General features: G+C 43.6%; 8 protein-coding genes. All 8 read left to right on the plus strand.

Annotated elements, in window-relative coordinates; all coding sequences use genetic code 11:
• Positions 1-29 precede the first annotated feature (29 nt).
• From GTK07_RS01675 to GTK07_RS01710, 8 genes are read left to right on the plus strand one after another with little or no spacing between them, the layout of a single operon-like run.
• A complete protein-coding gene (locus tag GTK07_RS01675; RefSeq protein WP_163632392.1) occupies positions 30-2,411 on the plus strand; it encodes an ABC transporter permease in 2,382 nt (793 codons plus the stop codon).
• Positions 2,412-2,446: 35 nt separating this feature from the next.
• On the plus strand, positions 2,447-4,861 hold the full coding sequence (locus tag GTK07_RS01680) for an ABC transporter permease (protein WP_163632394.1): 2,415 nt from the start codon (positions 2,447-2,449) through the stop codon (positions 4,859-4,861).
• 24 nt (positions 4,862-4,885) lie between these two features.
• On the plus strand, positions 4,886-7,285 hold the full coding sequence (locus GTK07_RS01685) for an ABC transporter permease (protein WP_163632397.1): 2,400 nt from the start codon (positions 4,886-4,888) through the stop codon (positions 7,283-7,285).
• A 9-nt stretch (positions 7,286-7,294) separates the two neighbouring features.
• A complete protein-coding gene (locus GTK07_RS01690; protein ID WP_163632399.1) occupies positions 7,295-9,673 on the plus strand; it encodes an ABC transporter permease in 2,379 nt (792 codons plus the stop codon).
• 21 nt (positions 9,674-9,694) lie between these two features.
• The gene (locus GTK07_RS01695) at positions 9,695-12,082 is read left to right on the plus strand and encodes an ABC transporter permease (RefSeq protein ID WP_163632401.1); all 2,388 of its coding nucleotides are present in this window, start codon (positions 9,695-9,697) and stop codon (positions 12,080-12,082) included.
• A gap of 30 nt (positions 12,083-12,112) precedes the next feature.
• On the plus strand, positions 12,113-14,545 hold the full coding sequence (locus GTK07_RS01700) for an ABC transporter permease (protein ID WP_163632403.1): 2,433 nt from the start codon (positions 12,113-12,115) through the stop codon (positions 14,543-14,545).
• A 21-nt stretch (positions 14,546-14,566) separates the two neighbouring features.
• Positions 14,567-17,017, plus strand: coding sequence for an FtsX-like permease family protein (locus GTK07_RS01705; protein ID WP_163632405.1), 2,451 nt, complete (start codon positions 14,567-14,569; stop codon positions 17,015-17,017).
• Positions 17,018-17,055: 38 nt separating this feature from the next.
• Complete coding sequence (locus GTK07_RS01710) at positions 17,056-19,473, plus strand: ABC transporter permease (protein ID WP_163632407.1); 2,418 nt, start codon at positions 17,056-17,058, stop codon at positions 19,471-19,473.
• The last annotated feature ends 22 nt before the right edge of the window (positions 19,474-19,495 follow it).

The following is a 19,495-nucleotide window of genomic DNA, read 5'->3' on the forward strand; positions in this document are numbered from 1 at the left end:
AAAAAACATCATCATAAAAACAAACCATCATGATCAAGACACATCTTAAAATAGCCTGGCGAAACCTTAGGAGAAATCCTTTGTTTTCACTGATAAACATATTAGGGCTTTCCACAGGACTGGCCAGTGCTTTTCTCATATTTTTTTGGGTTACTGATGAAATGATGGTCGATACGTTTCATGAAAATGACCCTCACCTTTATCAGATCCTGATGAGGAGCGAGGAAAATGGAGTGATCAAAATTCATGAAGGCACACAGGGGCCCCTTTCCGAAGCTTTGGAAAAAGATCTGCCCGAGGTTGAAGACGCGGTTAGTGTTATGAACCTTGAGAGAGAGGGAATGGCAATCACTTTCTCCAATGAGGAGAATACTTTTAAAACAGAAGGGCTCTTTGCCAGTAAAAACTTTTTCAATGTGTTTTCCTTTCCCCTGATACGAGGCTCCATAGATCAGGTGCTTCAAGATAAGGATGCCATTGTTATCTCCGAAAACTTTGCCTTAAAACTGTTCGGTTCTGTTGACAAAGCCCTAAACCACCAAATAAAATATAGCTTCTTTGGCAAAGAACAGACCGGAAAGATTACAGGTGTTTTTGAAGATGTTCCTTCAAACTCAACCATGAAGTTCAGTTTCGTAGGGACCAAAAAGAAATTGCTTGAAGACATTTGGACAAACGGAAAAGAATGGTACAATACCGGCCCACAAACATACCTTGTCCTCAAACCCAACACGGACCAGGCGGCCTTTAATAAAAAAATAGACCGGTTCGTAGACAAGTATCTTGACGGCAACATGTTCAGTCTTTTCACAAGAAAATATTCAGATGCTTACCTGAAGGGCAATTATGTGGATGGTATTCAAAGCGGTGGAAGAATTACCTACGTTAGGCTCTTTTCTTTCATTGCCATTTTGGTCCTGCTCATTGCCTGTATCAATTTCATGAACCTTTCCACGGCCCGCGTTAGCAGAAGGTTTAAGGAAATCGGCATCAAGAAAACGGTAGGGAGTACCAAAAAAACATTGGTGGTCCAATTTTTGACCGAGTCGGTTTTCCTAACATGCCTTTCCTTGATATTGGCCCTGTTATTGGTCTTTTTGTTGATTCCTGTGTTCAATTATGTTTCGGGCAAGGAACTCGATCTTGACCTTATTTTCCAAAATGCCCCTGTATTGATCTTGGCCACATTGCTCACCGGATTGATCTCCGGAAGTTATCCTGCCTTTTATTTGTCCGGATTCAGTCCCTTGGCAACATTAAAAGGCACCTTTAAGAGCCATGGTGGGGAACTTTTTACACGAAAAGGCCTGGTGGTCTTTCAGTTTATGGCATCCCTCGTCCTAATCATATCGGTATTGATCATAAACAACCAACTCAACTTTGCGCTCACAAAACCCATTGGCTACCAAAAAGATAACATAGTCCAAATAGACCTTGAGGGCAAGGCCTATGACAACATCCCATTTTTCTTTGATGAGATTGAAAAAATTGAAGGTGTGGAACGTGTTGGTGGACTTAGCCAAAGTATTGTCCGGGAAGACGGCGGGTCTTCCACCTACGGCATTGACTGGGCCGGTAAGCCAGCGGATCTTGAGGTAGATTTTATTGTTCGTAATGTGGATGAAAACCTGACACAGACCCTTAACATAGAAATGGTGGAGGGGGAATCTTTTAACGAAAAACTTGGTTCTCCTGAGTCTTATGTATTGTTTAATGAGGAGGCCATACGGATAATGGGGTTGGAGAATCCTGTTGGAAAAAAGATAAACCTTTGGGGAGAGGACAAGACCATTCTTGGGGTCATGAAGGATTTTCATACTGCCTCGGTCATGCAACCCATTTCACCTGTGGTTTTTAAATATTCCCCTAACAATCTGGCCTTGGCAATGGTGCGGATCCATTCTGGATCGGAAATGAAGACCATTGAAAACCTAAAACGATTGTATACAGATTACAATCCTGGTTACAATTTTAACTTCACCTTTCAGGATCAAATGCTCAATGCTCAATATTCCTCAGAACAACGAATCTTATCGCTTTCCAAGTACTTTGCCATTCTTGCCGTTTTCATTTCGTGCCTTGGCTTGTTCGGATTGGCAGCTTTCAACAATGAAATGCGGATCAAAGAGATTGGTGTGCGAAAGGTTTTGGGTTCCTCCACCTATGCAATACTGCAATTACTTTTTCTGGATTTTCTAAAACTTGTCTTAATTGCCATATTGATCGCATCTCCCATTGCATGGTATCTTATGAGTGGCTGGCTCCAACAGTTTGCCTATAGAACAAACATTGGATGGGCCGTATTCGTGATTGCCGGCATATTGACCATTCTCATTGCACTGGCAACCGTAAGTTTTCAAGCCATTAAAGCGGCTAGTGCCAACCCTATTAAAAGTTTACGCACGGAATGAAATAACACTGTCATCATCAATCAAAGAAAAACATCATGTTTAAAAACCATTTACGGATTGCCTGGCGAAACATCAAAAAGGACAAGCTCTTTACCACCATTAAAATTGGTGGTTTTGCCGTTGGAATAGCTGCTTGTCTTTTAATAGCCCTTTTCATCAAAAATGAATTGAGCTATGATGTTCATTACAAGAACAAGGATCACATTTACCGTGTGGTCATGCAAGGAGTAATGGACGGGGAACAATTGAAGAGCGTTCATTTTCAACTCCCCTTTGCCGAAACCCTGCAATCTACCTTCCCTGAAATTTTGGAGGCTGGCAAAATAAACACAAGCGAGCTTTTTGGCGCTGGTAGAAGACCTTTTCGCCCTGTGGGTACCATGCAAAACAACTTTGAGGACGGTTTTATCTTCGCCAATCAAGGAGCTTTTGATATTTTGGAGTTTGAATTGTCGGAGGGCGATCCCAAGCAAGTACTTACCAGTCCACAAAGTGTGGTACTGACCGCTTCCAAGGCAGCCAAATATTTTCCAGAAGGCAATGCCGTGGGCAAGACCATTTTTCTTGATGACAATTCCAACAGGCCCTATACCGTCACCGGTGTCATCAAAGAGAACCCTTCTGAAAAAACCCATCTCGATTTCAATTTTCTATTGGCCATTGAGGATACCAACATGAGTTGGTCAAATACCAATTATTTTACTTATCTGCTTGTTGATGACAATGCCGACATTCCCGCTTTAGAGAAGAAAATGGTATCCATCTTAGATAACTATGTTATCCCGGCATACAAGGAAAGGATGAGGAGCACGGACTTCATGGAGGTCTTGAAAACGTTGGAATACAAGCTGCAGCCTGTTACGGATATACACCTGAAATCGGACATAAAAATGGGCGATGGGCTTAGGCATGGCGATATCCGTTTTGTTTGGCTCTTTGCCGCCATTGCCATTTTTGTGCTGCTGTTGGCTGTCATCAACTTCATCAATCTGTCCACCGCCAAATCAGCCAATCGCGCCAAGGAAGTGGGACTCAAAAAAACCGTCGGGGCCTTCCGTGGCAATTTGGTAAGCCAGTTTTTGACCGAATCGGTGATCTATAGCTTTTTATCCTTTGTCATCGGTCTGTTGCTGGCCTGGGTTTTACTCCCCACCTTTAATTCCATAGCTGCCAAACACATTGTAATGCCCTGGTCAGATTGGTGGTTCTTACCCGTGATCATCATGGCCGCTTTGCTGGTCGGAATTTTGGCAGGCCTATATCCCGCCTTCTACCTATCCGCATTCAAACCCGTGAACGTGCTAAAGGGTTCGTTGAGTACAGGCAGTAAAAGTGGTAAGTTGAGAAGTGGATTGGTGGTATTTCAATTTACCACATCGGTGGTATTGATCATTGGGACCCTTATCATCTATAAACAGATGAACTACATCATGGATAAAAAACTGGGGTTCAATAAGGAACAGGTACTGGTGATCAAAGGTACCAACTTGTTAAAAGACAACACGGAATCCTTTAAGGAAAGATTATTGGGGTTGTCTGATGTAAAATCCGTGACCATAAGTGATTATCTCCCTGTGGAAGGATCCAAACGAAATGGAAACACTTTCGGAAGAATCAATGAAGGCAACCAAGAAATTTCAGTGCCCGCACAAATTTGGCGTGTAGATTATGATTACGTGAACACGCTTGGCCTTCATATCCAAAAAGGAAGAGCGTTTTCGAAAGATTTTGCTAGCGATTCCACGGCTATTGTGATCAATACTACCATGGCCAAGGAACTTGGTTTTCAAGATCCAATCGGAAAACGCATCAACAACGGACAGGACTGGACCATTATCGGGGTGGTGGAAGATTTTCATTTTAAAAACCTGAAGGAAGATATAGTCTCACTATCCCTTGTGATCGGCAATAGCCCAAGTATCATGTCCGTAAAATTGAACAAGGGAGAAACCGCTCAGGCCATCAGCGATGTAGCATCCATTTGGCAAGAATATGTGCCTCAACAGGCTTTTGAGTACACCTTTCTGGACCAAGAATTTGCACACATGCACGACGACGTGCAGCGCATGGGAAAAATATTCAACAGTTTCGCGTTGTTTGCCATTCTCGTTGCCTGTTTAGGTCTTTTTGCCCTATCCGCCTTTTTGGTGGAACAGCGAAAAAAGGAAATCAGTATCCGGTTGGTCTTGGGAGCTCCGTTCAAAAGCATTTACCAACTGCTGACCATGGATTTCATGAAATTGATCTTCATAGCCATAATCATTGCCACTCCTATTGGATGGTATTTGATGAGTAGGTGGTTGGAAGACTTTGCATATAGAATAGACATTCAATGGTGGGTATTTGCCTTGGCCGGGGCCATTTCCCTGGGCATTGCATTGCTCACGGTCAGTTATCAATCCATACGGGCGGGCCTGGTGAATCCGGCCAAAAGCCTGAGGTCAGAATAAATCATCAATCAAAAACGAACCATCATGTTAAAGAATTATTTAAAAATTGCCTGGAGGAACCTTACCAAACATAAGGGTTATACCATCATCAATGTAGGTGGGCTTGCGTTGGGCATGGCCGTTACCCTGATCATTGGACTATGGGTGAAGGATGAACTGAGCCATAACGACTATTTCACCAACAAAAACCAGATTGCCCAGATTTACCAGTCGCAGACCTTCAATGGCCAGACAGGTACGGGCCCGGCTATTCCTAGACCTTTGGAAAAGGCCTTCAGGGATGGTTACATGGATAACTTCAAGCACTTGGTGATGTCCTCTTGGAACAACTCCCAATATTTAAAATATGGAGAAACCAGCATCTCACGTGATGGCAATTTTATGCAGCGCGAGGCTCCCGAAATGTTGGATCTTAAAATCCTGAAAGGGGAAAAAGACGGGGTTAGGGAAATCAATTCCATCATGTTGAACGAATCCACTGCCAAGGCCCTTTTTGGTGATGAGGACCCTATTGGAAAGACCATTGAGGTCAACAGCCAATACGACATGATGGTAACGGCCGTGTATGAGGACATTCCCTTTAATGCCTCCTTCAACGATACGGAGTTCATCATGCCATGGGACAAATATGTTTCCGTGAACGAATGGATAAAAAACGCAGAAGACCAATGGGGAAACAACTCCTTCCAAATGTTTGTGCAGATTGCGGACAATACCACCATGGAAAGGGTGACCTCAACCATCAAGGATGTTAAGAAAACCCTGAACAAGAACACGGAGGAATTCAACCCTCAATTGTTTCTTTTTCCCATGAAGGATTGGCATCTACGTGGCAATTTTGAAAATGGAAAACAAGTAGGCGGAAGAATCAAATATGTTTGGCTGTTTGCCATTATCGGGGCCTTTGTGCTCCTTTTGGCATGTATCAACTTCATGAACCTGAGCACCGCCCGGTCCGAAAAAAGGGCCAAGGAAGTAGGCATTAGAAAATCCATAGGATCTCAGCGCAACCAATTGATCAACCAATTCTTGGGAGAATCCTTTTTGGTGGTCCTTTTTGCTTTTGTGATTGCCGTGTTGATCGTTGTACTTTCCCTGAACGGTTTCAATGAGCTTGCCAAGAAAGAAATGTCGTTCCCTTGGAGTTCAGCAGGATTTTGGGGGGCCTCTTTGGCTTTCATTCTGTTCACTGCACTCTTGGCCGGAAGCTACCCCGCTCTATATCTGTCCTCTTTCAGACCTGTAGATGTTTTGAAGGGAACCTTCAAGGCGGGCAAACACTCCGGATTGCCAAGAAAGGTCTTGGTAGTGGTTCAGTTCACTGTGTCCGTGGCCTTCATCATTGGCACCGTAATCGTAATGCAACAGATCAACTATGCCAAGAACAGGCCCATTGGTTATGACAAGGAAGGATTGGTACAAATACCGACCATGAGCCAGGATTTTACAGGCAAATTCGAATTGATGCGCGATGAGTTCATCAAGTCGGGCGCCGTCATGGAAATGTCCACCTCCAGTGCCCCTACCACCAATATTTGGTCCAATCGAAGTGGTTTTAATTGGGAGGGCAAGCCAGAAGGTTTTCAGGAAGATCTCGCATGGACCGAGGTTTCCCCAGAATATGCCAAGAGCCTCAATTTGAAGATTGTGGAGGGAAGGGACTTTTCACGGGAATTCCCATCCGATTCCAATGCAGTGCTCATCAACGAGACCGCTGTTAAATATATGGGGCTTAAAAACCCGATAGGCCAATTCATCAAAGATGATGACGAGGAAGACCCCAATCCGCCCCTGAAAATCATCGGTGTGGTACAGGATATGATTGCCCAATCTCCTTATGAGCCCGTAAAACAGGGCATGTATGTGTTCGATAAATATGGCAATGGCTCTTATTACAATTTGAGGTTGAACCCCAAGCAAAGTGCCAGTCAAAACTTGGCCATTATTGAGCGGGTGTTCAAGGAACATTTCCCCAATATTCCTTTCCAATATGATTTTGTGGACGAGGAATATGCCGAAAAATTCGCCTCTGAAGTACGCATCGGCACATTGTCCGGAATCTTTACGGCCTTGGCCATTTTGATCAGTTGTTTGGGGCTTTTTGGCCTAACCTCTTTTGTGGCCGAGCAGCGCACCAAGGAAATTGGGGTCAGGAAAGTGTTGGGGGCATCGGTTTTCAATGTTTGGAACATGCTCTCCAAGGATTTCTTGAAATTGGTGGTCATCTCCTGTTTTATAGCTGTACCCATCGCTTATTACGTGATGAACGGTTGGCTACAGGAATATCCGTATCGTGTGATACTTAAATGGTGGATTTTCGGCCTTGCCATGCTCGGGGCCATGTTGGTCACGGTTATCACGGTAAGCTTCCAGGCCATCAAGGCCGCACGGTCCAATCCAACTAAAAGTTTAAGAACCGAATAAATACTGGTCATGATAAAGAACTATCTGAAAATAGCATGGAGGAATTTGGTGAGGAACAAGGTGTATTCATCCATAAACATTGTTGGTCTATCGTTGGGACTTGCTGCATGCATGCTGATAGTTTTATACATAGGTCATGAATATAGTTATGACAAGTTTCATGAAAATGCAGATAATATTTATCTGGGCGAAACTGAAATAACATTTGGTAAGGATCCCATTTACATGTCCCGTATGGCCTATTCTAAAGGTTCGGAAAGCAAACAGGAAATTCCTTCTATAGAAGATTACCTTCGGTATAAAAAGAATTTTGAGAATGTTACCATCCAGAATCCTAAATCTCCTGAATTAAAATATTCCGAGGATAATTTCTTGTTTGCCGACCCCAATTTTTTTGAATTTTTTACTTTTCCATTGGTTCAGGGCAACAAGAGCAACGTATTAAAAGCTCCTTTTTCCGCCGTTATTTCACAAAATATTGCAGAAAGATACTTTGGCAGGCAAAATCCAATTGGAAAGACATTTTTATATAACGACCAATATCTTTTTACGGTAACCGGGATTGCACAAAATGCTCCCTCCAATTCTAGCATTGATTTTGATTTTGTGGCATCCATTTCCAGCATGGCATCTATGGAGGAGTACAAAGAATCCTTAAATAACGATTATTCCGATTTCACCACTTATTTCTCTTTGGACAAATCAGCAGACCCTGCCCTTGTGGAGGGGGCGCTGCTCAATATCAGTGGTCAAAAAGAAGATGCACCTAGTGATGTAAACAAAAAATATCTTCTCAGACCACTTACAAGTTTACATTTTGGGAGAGACTTTGCCAATAGTAGGTATATAAAAATATTTCCGTTGGTGGCCATCCTAATTTTACTTCTTGCCCTTGTAAATTACGCGAGTCTCTCCACGGCACGATCCACAACTCGATCCAAAGAGGTTGGTGTCAGAAAAGTGTTGGGTGCCCACAGAAAGGCCATTGCTCTACAATTCTTTTTTGAATCGGCATTGTATACGGTCATTTCATTTGTGTTGGGATATTTTCTCTGTTTAACGGCACAACCATTCTTTTTTGGCCTTTTGGACATTCAAATGGACAATTCGTTTTTATATGCCCCACAGATGCTTGTGTCCCTTGTGGTATTGCTCATCTTGACCATTTTGCTTGCGGCCATCTATCCCGCAATACTATTGTCCGCTTATAGACCAATGGTTGTTTTACACGGAAAATTAAATGCGCAGAACAGCGGTGCGAGCATTAGGAAGTTCTTTACCGTTTTTCAATTTGGCATTTCTATTATACTGATCATTTGTGCCATCGTAATCGATCGGCAAATGTATTTCTTCAGGCATGTAGACACTGGTGTTGACAGGGAAAACATTGTGATGTTGCCTTTTTCCGCTGCTGCTGGAAAGCATGTTGAACCTTTTAAACAGGAAATACAAACTATTCCCGAAGTCTTGCAATCCAGTATCGCAATTCTTCCATTGTACAAGGGACATAATATGATGGGAGTCAAAAGTAACACTGATGATGAAATGATCTTTTTGCCAACACTCACTGTTGATGAAAATTTTATTTCGATGTTGAATCTGAAATGGGAAACTCCCCCTATCGATTCTCTTTTATTAAATGGCCGAAAAACTGTTGCCATCATTAATAAAATGGCCATTGAAAAATTAAATCTTGAGGGAAATCCGATCAACCAAAAAATAAACGGACAATATGAGATTAATGGGGTTTTAAAAGATTTTGTCTATACCTCTCTCCATCATAAAATTAATGCACTGTGCTTATTGGTAAGCAAGGGCGATAATGAATCTTCTCCATGGGCAGAGTATGGTGGGGTCGTCTATGCCAAAATCGCACCTAAATCCAACATCCCCTCTATCTTACAGCAAATGAAGGCAGTTTATGAAAAATACGATGCCGAAAAACCTTTTGAATACCATTTCTTAAATGAGACTTTTGACGCACAGTACAAGGCAGAGGATCGTCTGGCAATGATTTTCAGTGCCTTCACGGGTCTTGCCATATTGATTGCGGTAATGGGCCTTTTCGGCCTAGCCACTTTTGTTGCCATACAGCGAAGAAAGGAAATCGGAATCCGTAAGGTTTTGGGGGCTTCCGTAAAGAGTGTGACCGCACTTTTATCCATAGATTTTCTGAAGCTTGTGATAGTCGCTATTATAATTGCTACCCCCGCGGCATATTGGTTCATGAACCAATGGCTACAAAACTTTGCATATCGGATATCCATAAGTTGGTGGATGTTCGTCATAGCCGCTATAGGCACCCTGCTTATTGCTTTGTTCACCATAAGTTTTCAATCCATTAAAACGGCAACAGCCAATCCAGTAAAGAGTTTAAGAACCGAATAGAAACCAAAAAAACGAACCATCATGTTTAAGAACAACCTAAAAATAGCTTGGCGAAACCTTGTAAAAAGAAAGGGGTTCTCATTTATCAACATTCTAGGCCTTTCCATGGGGTTTGGTTGCAGTATTCTGATATTCCTTTTCGTTCAATATCATTTGCAGTTCGATGATTTCCATCAAAATGCCGACCGCATCTATCGGTTCAACACGGAGGAACACCGTGACCTTATCGATTACGAGGCCGCCGTGCCACCGGGTTTTGCCAATGCTTTTAAACAGGATTATGACTATGCCGAAATCGTGGCCAAAAGTGCAGATCGTGATAATTGGCTCATTACCATTGAGAAGAATGCCACTAAAAAGCAGTTGAAAGCCAATGTTGCCTTCACAGAGGCCGGGTTTTTCAAAATCTTCAACTACCCTTTGGTGGATGGTTCCAATACAGCACCCATATCAGAGCCCAATACGGCATTGATCACAGAGCAAATGGCCCAAAAGATGTTCGGGGATGAAGACCCCATCAACAAGACCTTTGTGCTGGAAAATAACCAGACTATAAAGGTGACCGGTGTGCTAAAGGATCTTCCTAAAACAACACTGACGCAGGCACAGGTTTTCCTCTCTTTCGATACCTTAAAGAGTTATGATGAGTTTATGTCCTCCGAAAGCTGGGGGGGCATCAATTCTTCCCTTCACTGTTACGCTCTCATGCGGCCAAACCAGAATATTGCCCAAATCGAGGACCAATTACAAGGGTATGTGAAAAAGTTCAGGCCCGATTCCAAAAATGTGCACCACTACAAACTTCAGGCCCTAAAAGACATCCATTTTGACGACCGATACAGTGGTGGCATCAATGCGAAATCACTATGGATATTTTCCTTGATAGGCCTTTTCATCTTAGTGGTGGCCAGCATCAATTTCATCAACATCTCCACGGCACAGTCCGTTAACCGATCAAAAGAGGTTGGCGTACGCAAAGTATTGGGTAGCTATAAGCGGGAGCTGTTTTGGCAATTTATGGCAGAAACCCTCATTGTCAGTGTATTGGCCCTGAGTTTAGGCGTTTCACTTTGCTTGCTTGCGCTACCCTCTTTCAACACCGTTTTTGGGTTGGAACTATCCTTTAAGGAATTGTTGAATATGAAGTTTTTAGGTTTTATAGTGCTGTTATTGGGGTTGGTCACCTTGCTGGCCGGGAGCTACCCCGGCGTACTATTGGCGAGGATTGCACCTGTACTTGCGCTGAAAAGAAAACTTTCCCATAATGATACAGGTGGTTATTTAACCCGCAAGACACTTGTGGTCACCCAGTTTGTAATCTCCATTGTGCTCATTATCGGTTCCATCGTGGTGGGCAAACAATTAAAGTATGCCATCAAATCAGACCTAGGGTTTGCCAAGGATGGTATTGTAATGGTTGAAATTCCTGAAGAAATTGAAACTACACAGTTGCTCGGTCTTAAAGAGCGGATTTTACAAAATTCTGGCGTGGAGAACCTCACGGCCTGTTTTGCTTCACCAGGTGCCGGAAATAATTCCTGGGGAACCAGTGTAAAATTCAACAACCGACCTGAATCAGAGGAATTCAGCATGCAGGTAAAAGCTGGCGACATTGATTATTTAAAGGCATTTGACATAGACCTTGTGGCAGGGCGAAACTTTTATGTCAAGGATTCTGTAGATGAAATCTTGGTTAATGAAGACTTTGTTCAAAAGGTTGGGGTTTCTGATCCACAAGAAATCTTAGGCAGCCAAATTAACATCAATGATGGTCTTGCCAAGGGTACTATTGTTGGAGTGGTAGCAGATTTTCACGATGGAGATTTCCATGAAAAGATCAATCCCGTTTTCATAGCCCCAGAGCCACGACTTTATACAGAGTTAGCTATAAAAATCAATATGGCTTCTGCAAAAAATGCTTTACAACATATTGAAAATGAATGGTCTGCTGCCTTTCCGGATTACGTTTTCGAATACGATTTTTTGGACGACCGTGTGGCGGAACTCTATCAAACAGAACAACGGTTCCTTTCGCTCATCGGGATTTTTTCAGGACTGGCCATTTTCATCGGATGTCTGGGCATCTATGGACTCATCCTCTTCTTTGTGGTGCAAAAAACAAAGGAAATCGGAATTAGAAAAGTGTTGGGCGCAGGCCTCTCCAGTCTTGTGGGATTGGTCATGCAGGATTTCCTCAAACTTATCCTCATCGCAGGTGCCATCGCCACGCCAATTGCCTGGTACTTTATGAACCAATGGCTCGAAAATTTCGAGTATAGAACGCCCTTAAACTGGTGGATATTTGTGTTGGCAGTGGTCATCATCATGGCCATAACCTTGCTCACCATCAGTTACCAAGCTATTAAAGCGGCCATTGCCAACCCCGTGAAAAGCTTGCGCATAGAATAACACATCAAAAAACGACAAACTAAAAAGATCATGTTCAAAAACAACCTAAAAATCGCTTGGAGAAGCCTAAAAAAACAGCCGTTCTTCACCTTCCTGAATACATTTGGATTAGCTATAGGAATGGCTGGTGGGCTTTTGCTGGGACTTTACATTTATGACGAACTCAGCCACGACACCATGTTTGCCGACGCAGACCGTATCTACAGGCTCAATGCAGACATGAAATTTGGGGGCAAGGAAGAAAGGCTCGCCGAAGTTTCCGCTCCCATGGCCCAAGCCATATTGAACGATATCCCGGATGTGGAACTTGTTACAAGGTTCCGGGGAATCGGCAGTGTCTTCATTAGGCCCCAAGATGCCCGAAGCAATGTTAGGGAAGCCTCTGTCACCTATGCCGATTCCACAGTTTTCAAGATGCTGGGTATTCATTTACTTTATGGGGATGCCAGAACTGCCCTAACGGAACCCAACACCTTGGTCATGACCAAAACGGCCGCGGAAAAACACTTCCCCATTGATCAGGCCATAGGAAAAACAGTGGTCTTAAATGACCAAGAGGTGTACACCGTGACAGGTGTCATAGAAGATCTTCCCAAAAATTCATTTTTAAAGGATCGGGGGCTGTTCCTGTCCATGTCGGGCTATGAGGATTCCCAATTGGCTGAGTGGGGGAACCATAATTATTACACCTTGATCAAGCTATTGCCCGGCACCAAAGTAGAAAATATTCAGGATGGGCTGCAAAACATGGTGGGCAAATACCTGATTCCCTATGCGCAAAAATTCTTCCCAGGCATTACGGAACAACAGTTCATCGATTCGGGGAACTATATGTACTATTCAACCATTCCGTTGACCGACATTCATTTATATTCCAAGAGAAGTCCTGAGTTCAGTGCCGTAAGTGATATTAAAAACGTGTATATCCTTGGGGCCATCGCGTTGATCTTGTTGGTGTTGGCCAGCGTCAACTTTATGAACCTTTCCACGGCACACTCCCTAAAAAGGGCCAAGGAAGTAGGTATTCGAAAAACTCTGGGGTCCCAGCGAAGCAGTTTGATCGGACAGTTTTTAACGGAATCCGGATTGATAGCCATGGGCTCTTTGGTATTTGCCGTTATTATTGCGGCGGCAGTCATGCCTTTTTATAACGACCTTAGCGGCAAGGACCTATCCATACCTTTTGCCAGTCCATTCTTTTGGTTGGTCCTTCTTCTGGCCACTTTGGCCCTTGGGGTTCTTTCAGGAAGTTATCCCGCACTTTTTATGTCCCGTTTTGTGGCCGCCAAAGTGCTCAAAGGACAAGGTGACAATGCTATAGGTGGAGGACGTGTCCGCAACGCCCTTGTCATACTTCAGTTTTCCATATCCGTCTTTTTGATCATGGGAACACTGACCGTTTTCCAACAATTAAGCTATATACAAGGAAAGGACCTTGGGTATGCCAAAGATGAGGTTTTGGTAATTCAGGGGGTCAATGCATTGGAGGGTAAAAAGACCGCATTTAAAGATGGGGTTTTACGTTTGAGCCAAGTGAATACGGCAACGTTGAGCAGTTATCTCCCAACGCCTTCCGCCAGAAGCAGTGGTACCTTTATGCGTGCTGAGGACCAGAGCATGGAGAAAGCGCTGAACATGCAACAATGGCAAGTGGATGAAGATTATCTCTCTACCATAGGTCTTTCCATGGTGGCAGGAAGAAATTTCGATACGGACCACTTTGCCAGTGATTCCTCTGCCATAATCTTGAACGAAAAGGCCGTTTCCATTTTGGGCAAAACTCCTGAAGAGGTGATAGGTTCCCAATTCGTCAATGATTTTGATGATGGATCCATCATAACCGTTATAGGGGTGGTAAAGGATTTTCATTTTGAATCCCTTCGGGATGAAGTGTCCGCTCTTGGGTTATTTTACGGTACGGACTATTCTAGTAACATGGCCATAAAACTCCACGGGGGCGATGTTTCCCGAACCCTCTCGGAAATCGAAACCATTTGGAGGGACCTTGCCCCATCACAGCCCTTTGAACATTACTTCATGGACGATTCCTTCAACACTAGTTACGAAGCAGAACAGCGTTTGGGCCAAATCTTCATGATCTTTACCGTGCTTTCCATCATGATTGCCTGTTTGGGTCTGCTTGGGTTGGCAGCCTTCAATGCACAAAAACGAGTGAAGGAAATAGGGGTGCGCAAAGTTTTGGGCGCCGGGGTCGGTCAAATTGTATATCGTCTTTCCATGGATTTCCTAAAACTTGTTGGGCTTTCCGTCGTCATTGCCCTTCCCTTGGGTTGGTATGCCATGGACCGCTGGCTACAGGATTTCTCATACCACATCAATATCCCTTGGTGGATCTTTGCCCTCTCGGCTTTAATGGCCGTTGGTGTTGCACTCTTAACCGTAAGCTACCAAAGTATTAAGGCCGCTATCGTAAATCCCGTAAAAAGTCTGAGGTCAGAATAATACTTAACCAACTCTTTACCCATGATATTGAACAACTTAAAAATAGCCTGGAGGAGCATCTTAAAGAACAAGCTCTTTTCTTTCATCAATGTGATCGGACTTTCCATTGGGCTTTGTGCCGCTATGGTTATCGGGGCCATTGTATACTATGATTTTTCGTTCGATAAGTTCCATAAAGACGGGGACCGAATCTACCGTATAGTCACCGTTTTTAAATCCAAGGAAGGTGAATTCTCCAACCGAGGTGTAGCCATTCCTTTAATGCGGACTTTTCAGGAAGGTGTTGCGGGAGTGGAAGTAACGGCTCCCTTTATGAACGCCAATTTTTACAAGGTACAGAACAAGGAGGCCAATCTTGATTTCAAGGATGTTGAAAACTCCATCCTTGCCGATGATGCATACTTTGAATTGTTCCAATATGAATGGCTGGCCGGTGATAAGGCTACGGCACTTTCTGGGCCTGGTCAAGTAGTGCTCTCACAAAAAAAGGCCGAAATCTATTTCCCCCATACCCAAATGGCCAATGTGGTGGGAAGAACGTTGGTCTACAATGATTCCATTCCCGTTAAGGTAACAGGTGTTGTGGCCGATTTTAAGGAGAAGAGCGATTTGACCTTTACCGAATTCATGTCTTTGGCTTCGGCAAAAATGTTCAATGAACAGGATATCACCACCAGTGATCAATGGAACAGCACCAGTTCAGGGGACCAACTGTTCATCAAGGTAGCAGATCTGGCTAGATTGAAAGACATTCAAGCGCGTTTGGATGCCTTGGCCTTGGAACACAAAAACATGGAGCCTTGGGCCGTTGATGATAATCGCTTGTTCGTTTTACAACCGCTATCAGAAATTCATTTTGGGGGTAAATACGGGGATTTTCCCTTTAACAATTCAGAGCATGTTGCCAGTATATCGGTGCTTAAAAGCCTAGCTTTTGTTGCGCTTTTCCTATTGCTCTTGGGCTGTGCCAACTTTATCAACCTAAATTCTGCCCAAGCGTTGACCAGGGCAAAGGAAATAGGGATACGTAAAACCTTGGGTAGCTCCAAAAAGCAAGTGGTCCGTCAGTTTTTGGGTGAAACGTTGATCTTGACCTCCTTGGCCGCAATCGTTTCCTCGTTATTGGCCCCGGTGCTTTTACGGCAGTTCAAAGATTTTCTTCCTTCTGGAATCAGTCTTGGGGTTCTTTTTAGCCCACAAGGCATTTTAGGAATTGTTCTACTGATTGTTGTGGTGAGCATTCTTTCTGGATTCTACCCTGCTTTTGTCCTATCCAGGTTTAAACCTGTATCTGTGCTTAAGGGCCAGTTGGCAAAAGGTGATAAAGGGGTTCGCTTAAGAAAGACCTTGACCGTTTTCCAATTTGTAGTGGCCCAAGTATTTGTAATTGCCACCATGTTAGTGGGCAAGCAGTTGTACTATGTCATGAACAAGGACATGGGTATTAAAACAGAAGCCATTGCCTATGTGAACCTACCGTGGAACAACAACACCGAGCTAAAGAAAGAGCGTTTGCTGGAAAGAATCAAAGAGATCAAGGGGCTTTCCAACGTAAGCTGGGCCAACAATCCACCAGCTTCTAATAGCATGTCGTCCACCATGTTAACTTATTTTAAGGATGGAGCAGAAATGCACCAAGAAACCGAAATTCTGTGGGGCGACATCAACTATTTAAAAACCTATAACATTCCCATACTCTCCGGTAGAGAGCGATTGAACGATAGTATCAAGGAATATGTGGTGAACGAGGCGTTTGCCAAGGCATTGGGGTTCCAAGAGCCATCGGAGGTAGTGGGGACCATGCTAAAATTGGACACCATGAACATCCCAGTAGTCGGGTTGATGAAGGATTTCAACCAACGATCTCTAAAATCGAACATTCGGCCACTTGCCCTGACCGGCAATTGGAGAAACAATGGTTATTCCATGATCAATTCCATTCACTTTGATTTGGGAACCAATTCCCAACAATGGTCAGAATCCATCGAACAAGTGGAGAATGCCTGGGCTTCCATTTATCCAGATGAAGAGGTGGAGGTGAAGTTTATGGATGAATTGGTAAAAGGGTTTTACCGAAAGGAGAAGAGCACCGTACAATTGTTGAAATGGGCCACAGGATTGGCCATATTGATTAGTTGTATGGGTCTATTGGGTCTTGTGGTCTATACCACGGAAAGACGGATAAAGGAAATTGGAGTACGCAAAGTCTTGGGAGCCAATTTGGCCCAACTGAACCTTCTTTTGTGCAAGGAATTCCTGATTTTGGTAGGTATCGCCTTTGTTATTTCCGTTCCAATTGCTTGGTACCTGATCCAAGAATGGATCCAAGGTTTTGCCTACAAGACCACCTTAAGTTGGTGGGTGTTTTTGTGTAGCGGCATTGGAATGGTGTTTGTGGCCTTGGTGGTCATCGGAACAAGAACCTATAGAACGGCGAACATAAACCCTGTAGAAAGCTTGAGGATGGAATGATTTTATGCTGCCCTTCACGAACAAACAAAACTTAAAACATGTATAAACTCTATCTAAAAATAGCAAGTCGATACCTCTTCAAGAACAAATTATATTCTTTCATCAACATCTTTGGGTTGACTGCTGGGATTGCTTCCTTTATGCTCATCATGCTGTATGTGAACCACGAGCACAGCTATGACAAATTTGAAGGCTCCGACCGAGTGTATCGCGTATACATGGACTATCTTGAAGGTGGAAAATATGTCCCCGGTGATGCCAATGCCTACATTGTAAGTGGCCCAACGCTCAAAGAACAGTTTCCCGAGATTGAGGAATTTGCAAGGCTGAGGCGAATAGGTGAAGTGGTACTGTTGCACGATGACGAGATTTTTGACCATAATACCGCTTCTTTAGCGGACCCTACATATTTTGATGTCTTTGATCGCTCTTTGGAAAAAGGGGATGTGACCAATGCCTTGAATGAGCCCTATTCCATTGTATTGAGCACCACTTTGGCAAAAAAAATCTTTGGTGATGCAAACCCCTTGGGAAAGACCTTGAAAATTGCAGGATCGGGCGACTTGTTGTTCACCGTAACGGGGACAATGAACAACAAAGGGTACAATACCCATTTAAAAAACGATTTTCTGGTTTCCTTCAAAACCTTTTACACCTGGGAAAAATTTAAACAGGACTGGGATTATACTTGGAACCAAAATGCGTATTTCACCTATATAAAGGTTGACAAAAATGCTGATATTGCCCAGTTGGGACAAAAAATCATGGACTATGCCCCAGAGGGGCTGAAAAACGAAAGACACCATATTGAACCCATTGAGGATATACACCTGTACTCTAACAAACCTTATGAGGCAGAAACCAATGGCAATGGCAACAATGTTCGGTTTTTGGCCATTATCGCCTTTATTACCTTACTACTCTGTTGGATGAATTACATGAACCTCTCCAGCAGCAAATCGTTGGAAAGGGCCAAGGAAGTCGGTATCAGAAAAGTTGTTGGGGCCAAAAAACCTCAACTAGCCCTTCAGTTTCTTTTGGAGTCGGCCCTTTTGAATATCATCGCCATTATTCTTGCCGTGTTATGTGTTTATTTACTGCTCCCAAGTTTTAATGCACTGGTGGAGCAAGATTTAGGGTTGGACAAAGCACAATTGATCTCCCTTTTGCCCTATTTGGCCATTATGTTGATTGGCGCTTCATTGGCTGCCTTTTATCCCGCATTTGTACTCACCCGATTTAAACCCACAAAGGCCCTTAAGGGAAAAGCACAGACCTCTTCTGGGGGAGCATTCTTCATCAAAGCTTTGGTCGTGTGCCAATTTGTGGCCACTATCGCCTTGTTGATCGGCACCTTTGTGGCCAATAAGCAGATCCATTTTCTCAAAAACCGTCCCATTGGGGCCACTCTAGATCCAGTGATTGCCTTAAAGGGGCAGGTGCTCAACAAAACATCCGACTCATTGTTCAATATGAGTTTTGATGCCTTTGAGGATGAGCTCAGGAAAAACCCATATATAGCCGAGGTCACAGGAGCAGGAACCTACCCAGGAGATTCTTTTGACAATTTAAATTCCAATATGGGGATTACGTTCCCTAATGGGAAGTTTGATGAGAAGCATATCTGGTACAATTATAGTGCCGGGGCAGAATATTTTGATGTAATGGGGATGGAATTTGTTGCCGGGGGCCCATTCGTACAAACCAGTCAAAAATCGAGCAACAATGTTGTGATCAATGAAAAGATGGCGCATTTCATGGAGGTCACTGATGTGGAAAGTATTGTTGGAAAAACCATTAACTATTGGGGGGCAGATTGGACTGTGGCCGGGGTAATCAAAGATTACAACCATTCTGGAATGAAGTCGCCTGTGGTGCCAATGGTCATAAGACATAGAAGAAATGCCCAGAACGTTTTGGTGAAATTGGACCCGAAGGCCATGACCATGGGAAATACCAAAAAGGCCTTGGATGACATCAGTAGGACATGGCACCAGATCTTTCCGGTAAGCACCTACAATTACACCTTTTTGGACCAGAAATATGAAGCGCTCTTTAAAGATGAACAGAAGTTTGCCAAGGCTTTCCAGCTTTTTACCGTGCTCGCCATTTTGATCGCTTCCTTGGGATTGTTCGGGCTAACATCCTATACCTGCCTGCAACGTACAAAGGAAATTGGGATCAGAAAGGTCAACGGAGCGACCATTACCCAGATCCTTTCTCTCTTGAACAAGGATTTTGTGAAGTGGATCGGCCTTGCCTTTGTCATTGCCGTTCCCATTGCGTGGTACGCCATGGACAAATGGCTCAGTGTTTTTGCCTATAAAACCCCTTTGAGTTGGTGGGTCTTCGCGTTGGCGGGAATATTGGCCTTGATGATTGCGCTCCTTACCGTAAGTTGGCAGAGTATTAAAGCGGCCATGATCAATCCAGTTGAAAGCTTACGAAATGAATGACTCCAATCAAAAGAACAATTAA

The organism is Flagellimonas sediminis, assembly GCF_010500845.1.
GTDB classification, from domain to species: domain Bacteria; phylum Bacteroidota; class Bacteroidia; order Flavobacteriales; family Flavobacteriaceae; genus Flagellimonas; species Flagellimonas sediminis.